Origin of the sequence: Streptomyces sp. NPDC050610, from assembly GCF_040654875.1 — a bacterium.
Taxonomy (GTDB): domain Bacteria; phylum Actinomycetota; class Actinomycetes; order Streptomycetales; family Streptomycetaceae; genus Streptomyces.
This window is the reverse complement of record NZ_JBFAIV010000008.1, coordinates 260,958-276,126: the sequence shown is the minus strand read 5'-3', so window position 1 is coordinate 276,126 and position 15,169 is coordinate 260,958. Positions and strand designations below refer to the sequence as shown.

The 15,169-nt window shown below is 72.1% G+C and carries 14 protein-coding genes; 12 read left to right on the top strand and 2 right to left on the bottom strand.

Annotation, left to right across the window (positions count from 1 at the left end):
• Positions 1-110 precede the first annotated feature (110 nt).
• The 3 genes from AB0I22_RS13450 (at position 111) to AB0I22_RS13440 (ending at position 4,108) form a co-directional block, all read left to right on the top strand.
• Positions 111-902, top strand: coding sequence for a helix-turn-helix transcriptional regulator (locus AB0I22_RS13450; protein WP_363130872.1), 792 nt, complete (start codon positions 111-113; stop codon positions 900-902).
• Between the two features lie 229 nt (positions 903-1,131).
• Entirely contained in the window at positions 1,132-3,606 is a 2,475-nt protein-coding gene (locus AB0I22_RS13445; protein WP_363130871.1) for an MFS transporter, read from the top strand.
• A 97-nt stretch (positions 3,607-3,703) separates the two neighbouring features.
• The gene (locus AB0I22_RS13440) at positions 3,704-4,108 is read left to right on the top strand and encodes a hypothetical protein (protein ID WP_363130870.1); all 405 of its coding nucleotides are present in this window, start codon (positions 3,704-3,706) and stop codon (positions 4,106-4,108) included.
• Positions 4,109-4,227: 119 nt separating this feature from the next.
• Here the strand turns inward: AB0I22_RS13440 and AB0I22_RS13435 are convergent, their stop codons facing one another.
• Positions 4,228-5,067: a metallophosphoesterase gene (locus tag AB0I22_RS13435; protein WP_363130869.1), complete on the bottom strand. Its 840-nt coding sequence runs from the start codon at positions 5,065-5,067 to the stop codon at positions 4,228-4,230.
• A 241-nt stretch (positions 5,068-5,308) separates the two neighbouring features.
• Here AB0I22_RS13435 and AB0I22_RS13430 point away from each other — a divergent pair, with 241 nt between their 5' ends.
• From AB0I22_RS13430 to AB0I22_RS13405, 6 genes are all read left to right on the top strand, one after another.
• The gene (locus AB0I22_RS13430; protein ID WP_363130868.1) at positions 5,309-6,547 is read left to right on the top strand and encodes a styrene monooxygenase/indole monooxygenase family protein; all 1,239 of its coding nucleotides are present in this window, start codon (positions 5,309-5,311) and stop codon (positions 6,545-6,547) included.
• 292 nt (positions 6,548-6,839) lie between these two features.
• On the top strand, positions 6,840-7,319 hold the full coding sequence (locus tag AB0I22_RS13425) for a CrcB family protein (RefSeq protein ID WP_363130867.1): 480 nt from the start codon (positions 6,840-6,842) through the stop codon (positions 7,317-7,319).
• 56 nt (positions 7,320-7,375) lie between these two features.
• Entirely contained in the window at positions 7,376-7,534 is a 159-nt protein-coding gene (locus AB0I22_RS13420; protein ID WP_363130866.1) for a hypothetical protein, read from the top strand.
• Positions 7,531-7,905, top strand: coding sequence for a fluoride efflux transporter CrcB (gene crcB / locus AB0I22_RS13415; RefSeq protein ID WP_363130865.1), 375 nt, complete (start codon positions 7,531-7,533; stop codon positions 7,903-7,905). Before AB0I22_RS13420 ends, crcB begins: the two co-directional genes overlap by 4 nt.
• 175 nt (positions 7,906-8,080) lie before the next feature.
• Positions 8,081-9,910 (top strand): asparagine synthase (glutamine-hydrolyzing), encoded by a 1,830-nt coding sequence (asnB, locus tag AB0I22_RS13410; RefSeq protein ID WP_363130864.1) that lies wholly within the window; start codon positions 8,081-8,083, stop codon positions 9,908-9,910.
• A 110-nt stretch (positions 9,911-10,020) separates the two neighbouring features.
• Positions 10,021-10,533: a PH domain-containing protein gene (locus tag AB0I22_RS13405; RefSeq protein WP_363130863.1), complete on the top strand. Its 513-nt coding sequence runs from the start codon at positions 10,021-10,023 to the stop codon at positions 10,531-10,533.
• A gap of 13 nt (positions 10,534-10,546) precedes the next feature.
• On the opposite strand, the gene AB0I22_RS13400 is transcribed toward AB0I22_RS13405, so the two are convergent.
• The gene (locus AB0I22_RS13400; RefSeq protein WP_363130862.1) at positions 10,547-11,455 is read right to left on the bottom strand and encodes a LysR substrate-binding domain-containing protein; all 909 of its coding nucleotides are present in this window, start codon (positions 11,453-11,455) and stop codon (positions 10,547-10,549) included.
• A 94-nt stretch (positions 11,456-11,549) separates the two neighbouring features.
• Here AB0I22_RS13400 and AB0I22_RS13395 point away from each other — a divergent pair, with 94 nt between their 5' ends.
• Genes AB0I22_RS13395 through AB0I22_RS13385 form a run of 3 tightly spaced genes read left to right on the top strand, consistent with a single transcriptional unit; the run spans position 11,550 to position 15,056 of the window.
• On the top strand, positions 11,550-12,311 hold the full coding sequence (locus AB0I22_RS13395; protein WP_363130861.1) for a succinate dehydrogenase cytochrome b subunit: 762 nt from the start codon (positions 11,550-11,552) through the stop codon (positions 12,309-12,311).
• A 1-nt stretch (position 12,312) separates the two neighbouring features.
• Positions 12,313-14,316 carry a fumarate reductase/succinate dehydrogenase flavoprotein subunit gene (locus AB0I22_RS13390; protein ID WP_363130860.1) on the top strand — a complete coding sequence of 668 codons (2,004 nt, stop codon included), beginning with the start codon at positions 12,313-12,315 and terminating at the stop codon, positions 14,314-14,316.
• Positions 14,313-15,056, top strand: a complete 744-nt coding sequence (locus AB0I22_RS13385; RefSeq protein WP_363130859.1) for a succinate dehydrogenase/fumarate reductase iron-sulfur subunit — start codon at positions 14,313-14,315, stop codon at positions 15,054-15,056. The genes AB0I22_RS13390 and AB0I22_RS13385 overlap by 4 nt, the downstream gene beginning before the upstream one ends.
• Positions 15,057-15,169: the final 113 nt, after the last annotated feature.

Here is a 15,169-nt window from a genome sequence, read left to right as displayed (position 1 = left end):
CCGAGGCCGGCCGGCTTTGGTTCAAGGTCTCCATCACGTGGGTCCACGCTATGGCGGCCCCCGCCTGACATGCTTTCGCTCCTACGCCATCACCTATCGAGAGTGCGCCAATGTACGGGAAGAGCGAGGACCGCGACGACTACCAGCAGGTCCCACGGCCGCTGGCGGCCATGGCGCGCGATCTCCCCGACGGCCACCACATCCCCGCGCACCGGCACCGGCGCGCGCAGTTGATCTACGGCACGACGGGCGCGATCACCGTCGTCACCGGCCATGGCACCTGGGTGGTGCCCGCCACGCGCGGGGTGTGGGTGCCGCCCGGCGTCACCCACACGATGACCTGTACGGGCGCGGTGCGGATGCGCACCCTCTACATCGAGCCATCCGCAGCCGCCGACCTGCCCACCGAGCCGACCGTCGTCTCCGTCTCGCCGCTGCTGCGCGAGCTCATCGACGAATCCACCCGGCTCCCGGTCGAGTACGCGCCGGACGGGCGCGACGGGCAGGTCATGGCGCTCCTGCTCACCGAACTCGCGCCGCGCCCCGTGCCGGCCCTGCATCTGCCCGCCCCCGACGACCCCGCGCTCGACGGGGTCTGCGCGGCGATCCAGCGCGATCCCGGCGGCCGCTGGACGACCGCCACCGCCGCCGCGTACGCGCATCTGAGCCCGCGCAGCCTCCAGCGCCGGTTCGCCGCCGCTACGGGCATGTCGCTGACCCACTGGGTGCAGCAGGCGCGGCTGATCCACGCCGTCATCCTGCTGGCCCGGGGTGCCCCGGTGACGGCCATCGCCACGGACCTCGGGTACGCCACGCCCAGCGCCTTCACGGCCATGTTCCGGCGGGCGCTCGGGACCTCGCCCAGCGCGTACTTCGCGGACCAGCGGGAGGCCCGGCCGTAAGCACGTACCGTCAGATCGGACTGACAGATCGGACTGACAGATCAGACCATCAGCGCATACCACCGCGTACGCCCCAACTCGTCCCCGTTTGGGGCCGATAGGCCCCCGTAAACGAAACTTGCACGATACACGCTGTGCGTAAGATGCACAGCGCCCGTGCCGTGACCGTGACCGCCTTGTGCGCTTGAACCTGTAGCCGGCACCCGAACCTTTTGGAGGCCGCGCCAGCATGCCCCGAATATCCCCGGCCCACGCCAGGGCCACCCACGCCAGGGCCGCCCACGCCCAGGACGCCGCCGGTGCCGCGCCGACCGGCGCGCCGCACAGCGAGCAGCCCGAGGTGGGCGGCGGCTTCGTGACGGTGCTCGCGTTCTGCGGCATCGTCGTCTCGGTCATGCAGACGCTCGTCGTCCCGCTCGTCGCCGACCTGCCGAAGCTGCTGCACACCACGACGTCCAACGCGTCCTGGGTCATCACCGCCACCCTCCTCGCCGGCGCCGTCGCCACCCCCGTGATGGGGCGGCTCGGCGACATGTTCGGCAAGCGCCGCATGCTCATCGTCGCCCTGGGCCTGCTCGTCGTCGGCTCGCTGATCTGCGCGCTCACCTCGGAACTGGTCCTCATGGTGATCGGCCGGGCCATCCAGGGCGGCGCGATGGGCGCGATCCCGCTGGGCATCAGCATCATGCGCGACGAACTGCCGCCGAAGCGGCTCGGCTCCGCGATGGCGCTGATGAGTTCCTCGCTCGGCATCGGCGGCGCGCTGGGGATGCCGGCCGCCGCGTTCGTCGCCCAGCACAGCGACTGGCACGTCCTGTTCTTCGGCTCGGCCGGGCTCGGGCTCATCGCGATCGTCCTGGTCCTGCTGGCCGTGCCCGAATCGGCGCTGCGCGCGCCCGGCCGCTTCGACGTCATCGGCGCCGTCGGCCTGTCGGTCGGGCTGGTCGCCCTGCTGCTGCCCATCACCAAGGGCAGTGACTGGGGCTGGGGAAGCCCCACCACGCTCGGGCTGCTCGGCGCGGCCGTCGTGATCCTGGTCGGCTGGGGCTTCCTCGAACTGCGCACGGCCAATCCGCTGGTGGACCTGCGCACCACCGCGCGCCGCCAGGTGCTGCTGACCAACCTCGCCTCGATCCTGGTCGGTTTCTCCTACTACGCGATGTCGCTGGTCCTCCCCCAGCTCCTCGAACTGCCCAAGGCCACCGGTTACGGCCTCGGCCAGTCGATGGTCGTCGCGGGGCTGTGCGTCGCCCCGATGGGCGCGGCGATGATGCTCGTGTCGCCGTTGTCCGCCCGTATCAACACGACCCGGGGGCCGAAGGTCTCGCTGATGGCGGGGCTCGTCGTGATCGGTGCGGGGTACGGCGGCGGCATGGCGATGCTGACCTCCGTCTGGCAGATCGCCATCATCTCGGCCGTCATCGGTACGGGCGTGGGGATCGCGTACTCGGCGATGCCGACGCTCATCATCAGCGCCGTGCCGGCCGGGGAGACCGGCGCGGCCAACGGGCTCAACACCCTGATGCGGTCGATCGGAACGTCCACGTCCAGTGCGGTGGTGGGCGTGATCCTGGCGCGTCAGACGACGCGGCTGGGTGCGGTCGAGCTGCCGAACATGACGGCGTTCCGGACGGCTTTCGCGGTCGCCTGCGCCGCCGCGATCCTGGGGCTGCTGATCGCCTTCTTCCTTCCGGCACGGCGGGCGGCGGCGGTGGCGGCCGCGACCGACCCCATCGAGGCGGCGGTCCCGGCGGAGGCGACGGTCCCGGCAGAGGCGGCGGAAGACGCGGGGGCCGTCGCGGAGACTGTGGCCGTCGCGAAGCCGGTGACCACTGTGGAGCCGGTGACCGCTGTGGACTCCGCGGCGGCTTTGGGCGCGAGGGCTGCTGTGGACACTGGGGCCGCTGTGGACGCTGGGGCCGACGCGGCTCCCCCGGCCGGCCGCGTGATCCACGGCAAGGTCCTCGGCCCCGACGCCGCCCCGGTGCCGGGCGCGGCGGTCACACTGATCGACACGGCGGGCCGCCAGCTCGGCCGTACGCTCAGCGACAGCGGCGGCCGGTACTCCGTACGGGCGCCCGAGGCCGGCTCCTTCGTGGTCATCGGCTCGGCCGCGGGCCACCGGCCGCGGGCCACGACCGTGCCGGTGGCCGACGCGCCCGTGGCCTGCGAGCTACTGCTGGACGGCGGGGACGGCGTGACCGGGACCGTACGGAGCGAGGGCGGGCCGGCGCTGGCCGGAGCGGTGGTCACCGCGACCGACGCCCGCGGCGAGGTGGCGGCCTCGGCGATGACGGGCGCCGACGGCGCCTTCAGCCTGCCGCAACTGTCCCCCGGCCCGTACGCGCTGACGGTCTCCGCCGCCGACCACCGCCCGTACGCCGTCCAGACCGAGATCACCGGCGGCCCGGCGCAGCGCGTCGACGTCGAGCTGCGCTCCGCGGTCACGGTGCGCGGCACCGTACGGGACCGGGGCGGGCGCCCCCTGGAGGACGCCCGGGTGTCCCTGCTCGACTCGGCGGGCGACGTCGTCGCGCGGTGCGTGACGGACGAGGGCGGCGGCTTCGCGTTCACCGACCTCGCCGACGGCCAGTACACGGTGCTGACCGCCGGCTACGCCCCCGCCACCACCCCGATCACCCTCGCCACCGATCCGGCCCCGGCCGCCGTCCGCCAGGTGGACTTCCTGCTGACCCACGGCTGAACGGGCGGGCGCGGAGCGCCCCTGTCTCCCCCGCCTCCCCCGTCCCGCCCCGACCAGCCCCATTCCCGGCGTCGCGGCGGGGCAGTAGCGTCAGGGCATGGCTGACGTACACCGGTCCGTTGCGGACACGCCCCCCGAGGAGCCCGACGCGGGTCGGGGAGCCGCGCCCCGCGCCTGGGGGTGGGTGTTCGGGGCGCGGGAGGTGGACGAACCGGAGCACGGGCCGGCTCTGTACACCGACTTCGAGAAGGACTGGGACGCGCAGCTCGCGCTGATCCACCGGTGGGCGGAGCGGAACGGATACGCCCGGCCGGGGTACGACATGTGGTCCGTGCTGCGCCCGTCCGGGCGGATCGCGACGTTCCTGCGGAGCGAGGGCATCCGTGTGCTGGTCATTCCGGGCGCGGGCATCCGCGACCGGATGCGCGACACGTGGGAGGACTGGCCGCACACCATGGCCGAGTTGGAGTCGGCGGGGGTCGTCGTGGAGATCGCCGACTAGTCGGATCGGCGTCGGATCGGCGTCGGATCGGCGCGTGAGGCCGGGAGCGCGACGGGGAACGCAGAGCCCGCCGGGAAGGGCGCCGGCTGCCCACGGCCGGCCCCGCCCTGCCCCCTCCCTCACCCCGGCGTCGGCAGGATCTGCCGCGCCACCTTCCCCGGATGGCGCGGGTTGTTCCGCCACTCGCGCGGGTAGCCGATCGAGACCTCCACGAAGCGGACCCCGTTGTAGTACGTGGTGCGCGGGATGTGCAGATGCCCGTATACGACGGCCGCGGCCCGGAAGCGGGTGTGCCAGTCGGCGGTGCGCTCCGTGCCGCACCACTGCGCGAACTCGGGGTAGCGCAGGACGTCGGTGGGCTGCCGTACCAGCGGGAAGTGGTTGACCAGGACGGTCGGCAGCTCCGGGTTCACGGCGGCGAGCCGCCGCTCGGTCTCGGCGACGCGGGCGCGGCACCAGGCGTCGCGGGTGGGGTACGGGTCCGGGTGCAGCAGCATCTCGTCGGTGCACACGACCCCGGCGTCGTACGCCTGCGCCAGGGACTGCTCCTTGGTGGCCGCCGTGGGGGTGCGGAACGTGTAGTCGTACAGCACGAAGAGCGGGGCGACGACGACCGGGCCGCCGGGGCCGGACCACACCGGGTAGGGGTCCTCCGGAGTGTGCACCCCGAGGCCGCGGCAGATCTCCACGAGACGGCGGTAACGGGCCTCGCCGCGCAGTTGGACCGGGTCCTTGGGCACGGTCCACAGTTCGTGGTTGCCGGGGGCCCAGACGACCTGGGCGTACCGCTCGCTCAGCGTCTTCAGCGACCATTCCACGTCCGCGAGCTGCTCGCCGACGTCGCCTGCGACGATCAGCCAGTCGGCGGGGTCGTCGGGGCGCAACTCCTCGACGATGCGCCGGTTGTCCTGGTGCGCGATGTGCAGATCGCTGATGCCCATGAGCTTTCCTTGACGCATCAGCCGAGGGTACGTCGGCGGCGCGCGCAGCAGTAGTCCCGATCTCTCCCCCTCTCGGCCTCTCTCGACCTCTCCAACGTCTCGGCCACACCCGTTCTCCGCACCACGCCCTGTCCCCTGGCCCCGCCCGTTCTCCGCACCACGCCCTGTACAGGTCCTGCGCCCGCCGCTACAACGGGTGAGGGCCCGGCAGCACCGACGACCCAACCCGCCAACGACCTCCGGGCCCGCGGAGGCAGCGATGCGCAGGATCGCGATCGTCGGCGCCGGGCAGGCCGGGCTGCAACTGGCCCTGGGGCTGCGGGCCGAGGGCTATGAGGTGACGGTGGTGTCGGCCCGTACGGCCGAGGAGATCCGCGCCGGCCGGGTCCTGTCCACCCAGGTGATGTTCGGGCCCGCGCTCGCCCTGGAGCGGGCGGCCGGGCTGCGACTGTGGGATGAACAGGCGCCCCGCATCGACGGGTTGGACCTCCGTTTCGCCGCCGGGCCCGGCACGCCGCCCCTCTCCTTCTCGGCGTCGTTCGACGGGGCCGCCCAGTCGGTGGACCAGCGGCTGAAGATGGCGGGCTGGTTGGAGCTCTTCGAGGAGCGCGGCGGGCGCGTCGAGCATCGCGCGGTCGCGGCCGACGGCCTCGGCCCCCTCGCGGCCGAGTACGACCTCACGCTCGTCGCCGCCGGCCGGGGCGCTCTCGCGGAGGTCTTCACGCGGGACGACCGGCACAGCCCGTTCGAGGCGCCGCAGCGCACGCTGGCCTGCGTCTATCTGCACGGTGTGACGGCCGCCGACGAGCAACCGGACGGCATGGGTCCGCGGATGCGGGTGCTCGCGACGCCGGAGGCGGGCGAGTGCATAGTGATGCCCGCGCTCACCCTGAGCGGCCCGTGCGACATCCTGCTCTGGGAGGCGGCCCCGGGCGGGCCGTACGACTGCTGGCAGGACCGCCCCGGCGCCGAGGCGGTCATGGAGCGGTCCCTGGAGCTCATGCGCACGTACGCGCCTTGGGAGTACGAGCGATTCGCGGCCGCGAAGCCGACCGACGCGCAGGCCACCCTGTTCGGCTCCGTCGTCCCGACCGTCCGCCACCCGGTCGCCGAGGTCGGGCCCGGTTCGTACGTGCTCGGCATGGCCGACACGGTCGTCGTCAACGACCCGGTCGCGGGGCAGGGCGCCAACAACGCGGCACACTGCGCGGCGAGTTATCTGCGGTCGGTCCTCGACCACGGGGAGCAGCCCTTCGACCGGCCCTGGATGCAGCACGCCTTCGCGGCGTTCTGGGAGCGGGCGCGGCACGCGTCGGCGTTCAGCAACCTGCTGCTCGCACCGCCCGAGCACGTGGGGCGGGCCCTGGACGCCGCGTCCCGGCATCCCGAGGTCGCCCACCGCCTCGCCAATGTCTACGTCGACCCTTCCGACGCCCCCGAGTGGATCATGGACGCGGACCGCACCGCGGCCTACCTGGCGGCGGTCGGGCAGCCCTGAGCGGCCACCGGACAACTCCAGGGACAGCCCCAGGTACAGCCCCACGAGGCCGGACAGCGCCGGGAGGAGCGGCTGCCCTGAGCGGCCGGGCGGCCCCGAGGGGTGCGGGGTAGGCTGGAGAACGGCAGCGATCACCGCCGTCCGCGTACGCGCGGCGACCGCCGCCACGGCGGTGGGGCCCGCCGTACCGAACCGCGGCACGGACGCCGCCAACGGTCCCTACTTGCGATGGAGCGCGTCCGGAGCCGGAGCCACGGCCCGGCCGGACGCCCGGCGAGTAGGAGGCATGCCCATGGGCCAGTCACGGCCCCCGGCGGTGGAAGAGCCCGTCGACCCCGATATCCCCCCGCCCGCGCGGCGCGCTCCGGCCGCGCGCGGGCAGCTCCCGGTCCTCTGCGCCGTGTCCGCGGGCGGCGGTTTGGGGGCGGCGGCCCGGTACGGGGCGTCCCTGCTGTGGCCCACGGCGGCGGGCACGTTCCCCTGGACCACCCTCTTCGTCAACGTCGCGGGCTGCGCGGTGATCGGCGTCTTTCTGGTGCTGGTCACCGAGGCGTGGTCGGCCCACCGGCTCGTACGGCCCTTCTTCGGGACCGGCGTGCTCGGCGGCTTCACCACCTTCTCCACCTACGCCGTGGACATCCAGCACCTGGTGGACGGCGACCGCGCCGCGACCGGCCTCGCCTATCTGGCGGCCACCCTGCTCGCCGCCCTCGCGGCGGTCTGGGCCGCGGCGCGGCTGACCCGCCGCGCGATCGCCTGGAGAACACGATGAGCTCGGAGGTGAGCTCGGAGGTGAGCTCGCAGGACACGACAAGCCGGGAAACCACGATGAACACCACCCAGCTCGACAACGAATCGCTCCACCCGACCGTCGTCATCGACGAGAACGACACCCGGCACCGCAGGCCGCCGCCGTTCACCGAGACCGTGCGCCGCGCCCACCGCGCGGGCCCGGCGGCGGGCCGTACGGAGGAGGGGCGGGCGTGAACTGGCTGCTGGTCGTCGTCGGGGCCATGGCCGGGGCCCCGCTGCGCTATCTCACCGACCGGAGCGTGCAGGGCCGGCACGACTCGCTCTTCCCGTGGGGGACCTTCACGGTCAACGTGGCGGGGTGCCTGGTGCTGGGGCTGGTGACGGGCGCGGTGGCGGCCGGGGCCGCTTCGTCCGATGCGCAGTTGCTGCTCGGCACGGGGCTGTGCGGGGCGTTGACGACGTACTCGACGTTCTCGTACGAGACGCTGCGGCTGGCCGAGAGCGGGGCGCGGTTCTTCGCGGTCGCGAACGCTGTCGCGAGCGTGGTCGCCGGGCTCGGGGCCGCCTTCACGGGGGCCGCGATCGCGCGGGCGCTGTGGGGGTGAGCGGAGCGCCGCCCTTCGCCCAACACCCCGCGCGAAACGTCTCGTTAACAGGAATTTACCGGTGAGAAACGCCACAGATCCGGTTCCTTGCGGTGGGTAGTGGGACCGCCACCGACAGGTAGATGGTAGCTACAGGCAACCTCCACTACCCCCGTGGCGAAAGAAGTTGATCGCTGTGTGCGGCATCACTGGCTGGATCTCCTACCGACGTGATCTGACGGCTCACCAGGAGTCCGTGGACGCCATGACCGAGACGATGTCCTGCCGAGGGCCCGACGCCCAGGGCTCCTGGGTCACCCCGCGCGCCGCTCTCGGCCACCGCCGGCTCGCCGTCATCGACCTCCCGGGCGGCGCGCAGCCCATGGAGGCGCGTACCGAGAACGGCACCGTCGCGATGGTGTACTCCGGCGAGGCGTACAACTACGTCGAGCTGCGCGACGAGTTGCGCCGGCGCGGCCACCGGTTCGAGACCGACTCCGACACCGAGGTCGTGCTCCGCGGCTACCTGGAGTGGGGCGAAGAGCTGCCCGCCAAGCTCAACGGCATGTACGCCTTCGCCATCTGGGACCCGCGGACCGAGAAGCTCGTCATGATCCGCGACCGGATGGGCATCAAGCCCTTCTACTACTACGAGACCGACGACGGCGTCCTGTTCGGCTCCGAGCCCAAGGCGATCCTCGCCAACCCGCTGGCCGCCCCCGTGGTCGGCGCGGACGGGCTGCGGGAGATCTTCTCCTTCACCAAGACCCCCGGCTTCGCCATCTGGGACGGGATGCGCGAACTGCGCCCCGGCCACCTGGCCGTACTCGACCGCAACGGCCTGCGGGAACGCGCCTACTGGAAGCTGGAGGCCACCGAGCACACCGACAGCCAGGAGGCCACCGTCGCGCACGTGCGCGAGCTGCTGGAGGACATCATCGCCCGGCAGCTGGTGGCCGACGTGCCGCGCTGCTCCCTGCTCTCCGGCGGGCTCGACTCGTCCGCGATGACCGCGCTGGCCGCCCAGCAGCTCGGCGCGCAGGGCGAGACCGTGCGCAGCTTCGCCGTCGACTTCCCCGACCAGGCCGAGAACTTCCGCGCCGAGGACATCGCCCCGACGCAGGACACCCCGTTCGTGCACGCCGTCAAGGAGCACGTGGACTGCGACCACAGCGACATCGTGCTGGACGGCACGGCGCTGTCCGACCCCGCCGTGCGGCGCGCCGCCGTCGGCGCCCGCGACCTGCCGGTCGGGCTCGGCGACCGCGACAACTCCCTCTACCTGCTGTTCGCGGCGATCCGCGAGCAGTCCACGGTGGCGCTGTCGGGCGAGTCGGCGGACGAGGTGTTCGGCGGCTACCCGTGGTTCCACGACGAGCGCGCCAAGGCGGACGTCTTCCCGTGGATGGCCAAGGGCTCGATACTCGACCTCTCGGGCGCCCTCTCCGGCGAACTCACCGACAGCCTCGGCCTACAGACCTACCTGAACGACAGCTACTCCTCGGCGGTCGCCGAGGCCCCGCTCAAGGACGGCGAGAGCGGCCACGAGAAGCGGATGCGCCAGGTCTGCTACCTGCACCTGACGCGCATGGTGCAGACGCTGCTCGACCGCAAGGACCGGATGAGTATGGCGGTCGGGCTGGAGGTCCGGGTGCCGTTCTGCGACCACCGCCTCGTCCAGTACGTCTTCAACACCCCGTGGTCGCTGAAGACGTTCGACGGCCGCGAGAAGAGCATCCTGCGCGAGGCCACCCGCGACCTGCTCCCGGACTCCGTCGTCCAGCGCAAGAAGAGCGGCTACCCCGGCAGCTTCGACCCCCGCTACGTCGCCGCCATCCAGTCCCAGACCATGGACCTCCTCTCCTCCGGCCACTCCGCCCTGGACCTGTTCGACCAGAGCCAGGTCCGCGCGGCGGCGACCGCCGACAAGGCGACGATCACCTCCCAGGAGCGCACCCGCATGGAGCGCGCGCTCGACGTGGCCACCTGGTTCGACCTGCACAAGCCGGAGATCAAGCTGAACTGACCTACGGCTGACAGCGGTTGACGGTCCGGCTCCTGGGCGTACGCGCCGGGGGCCGGGCCGCCCGCGCTTCCGGCGCGGGAAGCGGACGCCGATGCACGTAAGGTAAAAGCGTGCAAACGATCGAATACCGCCCCATCTCCCGCTGGTGGCAGTGGTGCGCCGCCGTCGCGTCCATCGCGGGCGTGTTCTCCTTCTGCTGGGTCACATTCGTGCTCGGCTGGGACGCACTCGGCGAACACGTCGCCGAGCGGCCGCGCGGCAGCGGGCAGAACCAGGTCGCCGTACTGCTCCTCATCGGGCTGATCATCACGGTCCCCGCACTCGTGGGCTACAACTTCACCGCCGGCCGCACCCGCCTCCGACCCGACGGCATCCGGACGCGCACCCCGCTGCGGCGCCGTTTCGTTCCCTGGCACGACATCCAGAGCATCTCCGCCGACGTGCAGCAGGACGGGGTCCCCTGGCGCCGCGGCATCCCCCTCTACCGCATCCGGCTGACGCTGAAGGACGGCGAGACCTTCTGCCTGCCCGCGCCCGCGGGCGGCGAGTTCGACTCCGCCCTGGAGGCGGCGAAGGGCGAGATCATCGGCCACTGGAAGGCGGCGACGGCTTCCAGCCGGTAGGGGGCGCGCCCCGTCACAGTCCCATCCCCTCCCCCTCCGTAGCGTGCAAGTGCTCCAGCAGTACATGTTTCAGCTCGCGGGCCGAGCGGGGCGGGGCGACGTCTTTGCGGTGGGCGACCGCGATGGTGCGGCGCATGTCTTCGGCGGGGGCGAAGGGGGTGACGCGCAGGCCGGAGCGGGCGGCCACCATGCCGGGGACGACGGCTAGGCCGAGCCCGGCGCGTACGAAGCCGAGGACCGGGTCCATTTCGCCGCCCTCCACGGTGAACGACGGCTCGAAACCGGCGGCGCGGCACGCCGCGATGGTGTATTCGCGCAGGTCATAGCCGCGGCGGAACATGACCATGGGGTGGCCTTGGAGGTCCGCCACGCGCAGTGGGGCGGGGGCGGGAGCCGGGGACACGTAGGAGGAGACGGCGACCAGGTCCTCGCGGAGCAGTTCGGTGGCGGCGAGGGCGGGGGCGCCGCCCGCGAGCGGCGTGATGATGAGGGCGAGATCGAGTTCGCCGGCGGCCAGGGTCCGTACGAGGTCCTGCGAGCCGTCCTCGTCGACGAGGAGTTCGATGCCGGGGTAGCGGGCGTGGTACGCGCGCAGCACGTCCGGCACCAGGCTCGCGCAGAGGCTCGGCGGGGCGCCGAGGCGTACCCGGCCGCGCCGCAGCTGGGCGACCTCCTGGACCTCGCGGTGGGCGGTCTCGGTGTCGGCGAGGATCTGGCGGGCCAGCGGCAGCAGCGCCTCGCCCGCGTCGGTGAGGGTGATGTTGCCGCGGGCGCGGTGGAAGAGGTCCGCGCCCAGTTCCCGCTCCAGTGCGCGGATCTGCTGGGACAGCGACGGCTGGGCCACGTGCAGCCGCTCCGCGGCGTGGGTGAAGTGGCGTGTCTCGGCCACGGCGGCGAAGTAGCGGAGCTGGTGGAGCTGCATGTGTTCAGCATAGAAGCCGCATAGGCAATGGCTATGGAAACGAGCTTTAGCATGTCTTGGACGGATCGCGGGCCGCTCCGTAGCGTCGAATTCCATGGCACTGGCGACTCGGCCGGATCGAAGCGATCGACGGCCGCCCCGAAAGAAGCGGGAGCCCCTGGGGAAGCAGGGGCCCCCGAAGGCGTCCCTCGTCCGCTCCGTATGGCGCTCGACCATCGGCAAGAAGGCCGTGATGGCCGTCTCGGGCCTGGTCATGCTGGCGTTCCTGGTCGCCCACATGCTGGGCAACCTCAAGATCTTCTTCGGCTCCGGGGACTTCAACGGTTACGCGCACTGGCTGCGCACCATCGGCGAGCCGGTCCTGCACTACGAGTGGTTCCTGTGGATCGCCCGCGTCGGCCTGGCGGCCGCCGTCGTGCTGCACGCCGTGGCCGCGTACCAGCTCAGCCGCCGCGACCTCGCCGCCCGCCCCGCGAAGTACGAGCGCAAGCGGCGGCGCGCGAGCTACGCGACCCGCACGATGCGCTGGGGCGGCGTCATCCTCGGCCTGTTCATCGTCTGGCACCTGCTCGACCTGACGACGCTGACCGTCAATCCGCGCGCCGAGGCCGGTCATCCGTACGAGAACGTCGTGGCGTCCTTCCGCACCTGGTACAGCGGCGCCGTCTACATCGTCGCGATGCTCGCCCTCGGCCTGCACATCCGGCACGGCTTCTGGAGTGCCGCCCAGACGCTCGGCGCGGGCAGCGCCCGCCGCGACCGGCTGTTCAAGGTTCTGGCCAACGGCCTGGCCCTACTCCTCACCTGCGGGTTCATCGCCGTTCCCGTGGCCGTCATGACGGGAGCCGTGAGCTGACATGACCGACAGCAACGGAATCAAGAACCAGAGCGATACCGCCGGCTTCGCGCCCTACACCGACTACTCCCTCGGTGCGCCCGTCGCCGACAGCGCGGCCCCTGACGGGCCGATCGCCGACCGCTGGGACCGCCGCCGCTTCGAGGCCAAGCTCGTCAACCCCGCCAACCGCCGCAAGCACACCGTCATCGTCGTGGGCACCGGCCTCGCGGGCGGCGCCGCCGGCGCGACACTGGCCGAACAGGGCTACCACGTCGTGCAGTTCTGCTACCAGGACTCGCCGCGCCGCGCCCACTCCATCGCCGCCCAGGGCGGCATCAACGCCGCCAAGAACTACCGCAACGACGGCGACTCCATCCACCGCCTCTTCTACGACACCGTCAAGGGCGGCGACTTCCGGGCCCGCGAGTCCAACGTCCACCGCCTCGCCCAGGTCTCGGTCGAGATCATCGACCAGTGCGTGGCGCAGGGCGTGCCGTTCGCCCGCGAGTACGGCGGGCTGCTCGACACCCGCTCGTTCGGCGGCGTCCAGGTCTCGCGGACGTTCTACGCGCGCGGCCAGACCGGGCAGCAGCTCCTGCTCGGCGCGTACCAGGCGCTCAGCCGGCAGATCGGCGCGGGCAACGTGGAACTGCACCCGCGCACCGAGATGCTGGACCTGATCGTGGTGGCCGGCCGGGCGCGCGGCATCGTCGCCCGGGACCTGGTCACGGGCCGTATCGACACCTACTTCGCGGACGCCGTGGTGCTCGCGTCCGGCGGCTACGGCAACGTCTTCTACCTGTCGACCAACGCCATGAACTCCAACGCCACCGCCGTCTGGCGGGCCCACCGGCGCGGCGCGTACTTCGCCAACCCCTGCTTCACCCAGATCCACCCCACCTGCATCCCGCGCACCGGCGACCACCAGTCCAAGCTGACGCTGATGAGCGAGTCGCTGCGCAACGACGGCCGCATCTGGGTACCGAAGGCCAAGGGCGACACCCGCCCGGCCGCCGAGATCCCCGAGGACGAGCGCGACTACTACCTGGAGCGGATCTACCCCGCCTTCGGCAACCTCGTGCCGCGCGACATCGCCTCCCGCGCCGCCAAGAACGTCTGCGACGAGGGGCGCGGCGTCGGCCCCGGCGGGCAGGGCGTCTACCTCGACTTCGCGGACGCCATCGCGCGAATGGGCCGGGCCGCGGTCGAGGAGAAGTACGGCAACCTCTTCGACATGTACGAGCGGATCACCGCCGAGAACCCGTACGAGACGCCGATGCGAATCTACCCCGCCGTGCACTACACGATGGGCGGACTCTGGGTCGACTACGACCTCCAGACCACCGTGCCCGGCCTCTTCGCGATCGGCGAGGCCAACTTCTCCGACCACGGCGCCAACCGGCTCGGCGCCTCGGCCCTGATGCAGGGCCTGGCCGACGGCTACTTCGTGCTGCCGTCCACCATCAACGACTACCTCGCCCGCAATCCGCACCGCGCCGGCGAGGACGCCCTGGACGCCGAGCACCCCGCCGTACAGGAGGCGGTCGCCGACACCGAGGACCGGCTCAACCTCCTGCTGGCCGTCGACGGCGACCGCACCCCCGACTCCTTCCACCGCGAACTCGGCGAGATCATGTGGGAGTTCTGCGGCATGGCCCGTACGGACGAGGGCCTGCGCAAGGCGCTCGACCGCATCCCGCAGCTCCGCGACGAGTTCTGGCGGCGCATCAAGGTGCCCGGCACCGGCGAGGAGTTCAACCAGTCGCTGGAGAAGGCCAACCGGATCGTCGACTACTTCGAACTCGCCGAGCTGATGTGCCTGGACGCGCTGCACCGCGCCGAGTCCTGCGGCGGCCACTTCCGAGAGGAGTCCCAGACCCCGGACGGCGAGGCCGCGCGGCAGGACGAGGAGTTCTCGTACGCGGCGGCCTGGGAGTTCAGCGGCACCGGCACGCCGCCCGTCCTGCACAAGGAAGACCTCGTCTTCGCATACGTACACCCCACCCAGCGGAGCTACGCATGAAGCTCACCCTGCGCGTCTGGCGCCAGCGCACCCCCGAGGCCGCCGGCTCCATGGCCACCTACGAGGTCGACGGAATCTCCGCCGACATGTCGTTCCTGGAGATGCTCGACACCCTCAACGAGGAACTGATCCTGGGCGGCGAGGACCCCGTGGCCTTCGACCACGACTGCCGCGAAGGCATCTGCGGCGCGTGCAGCCTGGTCATCAACGGCGAGGCGCACGGCCCGGAACGGACCACCACCTGCCAGCTGCACATGCGGTCCTTCCAGGACGGCGACACCATCGACATCGAACCGTGGCGGGCCGCCGCCTTCCCCGTCGTACGGGACCTGGTCGTGGACCGCTCCGCCTTCGACCGGGTCATCCAGGCCGGAGGCTACGTCTCCGTGCCGACGGGCGCCGCCCCGGAAGCCCACGCCACGCCCGTTCCCAAGGCCGACGCCGACTTCGCCTTCGAGCATGCCGAGTGCATCGGGTGCGGGGCTTGCGTGGCGGCGTGCCCCAATGGGTCGGCGATGCTCTTCACCTCCGCGAAGGTCAACCACCTGAATGTGCTGCCGCAGGGCGCGCCGGAGCGCGAGGCGCGGGTTTTGGACATGGTGGAGGCGATGGACGCGGAAGGGTTCGGCGGCTGCACCAATACCGGTGAGTGCGCCACCGCTTGCCCCAAGGGGATTCCGCTGCCGTCCATCGCGGCGATGAACCGGGAGTATCTGCGGGCGACGATCCGGGGCCGGTGAAGGGGCCCTGACGGGCCGGTTGATGGCCGGGGGCGGGGCCCGTGCCGGGTGCGGGTCTGTTACCGGGGCTGCGCCCCGGGCCGCGGTCCTCAAACTCCCCCAGCTACCGCTGG

Coding starts and splice junctions, on each gene's coding strand:
- AB0I22_RS13450 (WP_363130872.1), top strand. CDS start 111: ATGTACGGGAAGAGCGAGGACCGCGACGACTACCAGCAGGTCCCACGG.
- AB0I22_RS13445 (WP_363130871.1), top strand. CDS start 1,132: ATGCCCCGAATATCCCCGGCCCACGCCAGGGCCACCCACGCCAGGGCC.
- AB0I22_RS13440 (WP_363130870.1), top strand. CDS start 3,704: ATGGCTGACGTACACCGGTCCGTTGCGGACACGCCCCCCGAGGAGCCC.
- AB0I22_RS13435 (WP_363130869.1), bottom strand. CDS start 5,067: ATGCGTCAAGGAAAGCTCATGGGCATCAGCGATCTGCACATCGCGCAC.
- AB0I22_RS13430 (WP_363130868.1), top strand. CDS start 5,309: ATGCGCAGGATCGCGATCGTCGGCGCCGGGCAGGCCGGGCTGCAACTG.
- AB0I22_RS13425 (WP_363130867.1), top strand. CDS start 6,840: ATGGGCCAGTCACGGCCCCCGGCGGTGGAAGAGCCCGTCGACCCCGAT.
- AB0I22_RS13420 (WP_363130866.1), top strand. CDS start 7,376: ATGAACACCACCCAGCTCGACAACGAATCGCTCCACCCGACCGTCGTC.
- AB0I22_RS13400 (WP_363130862.1), bottom strand. CDS start 11,455: ATGCAGCTCCACCAGCTCCGCTACTTCGCCGCCGTGGCCGAGACACGC.
- AB0I22_RS13395 (WP_363130861.1), top strand. CDS start 11,550: ATGGCACTGGCGACTCGGCCGGATCGAAGCGATCGACGGCCGCCCCGA.
- AB0I22_RS13390 (WP_363130860.1), top strand. CDS start 12,313: ATGACCGACAGCAACGGAATCAAGAACCAGAGCGATACCGCCGGCTTC.
- AB0I22_RS13385 (WP_363130859.1), top strand. CDS start 14,313: ATGAAGCTCACCCTGCGCGTCTGGCGCCAGCGCACCCCCGAGGCCGCC.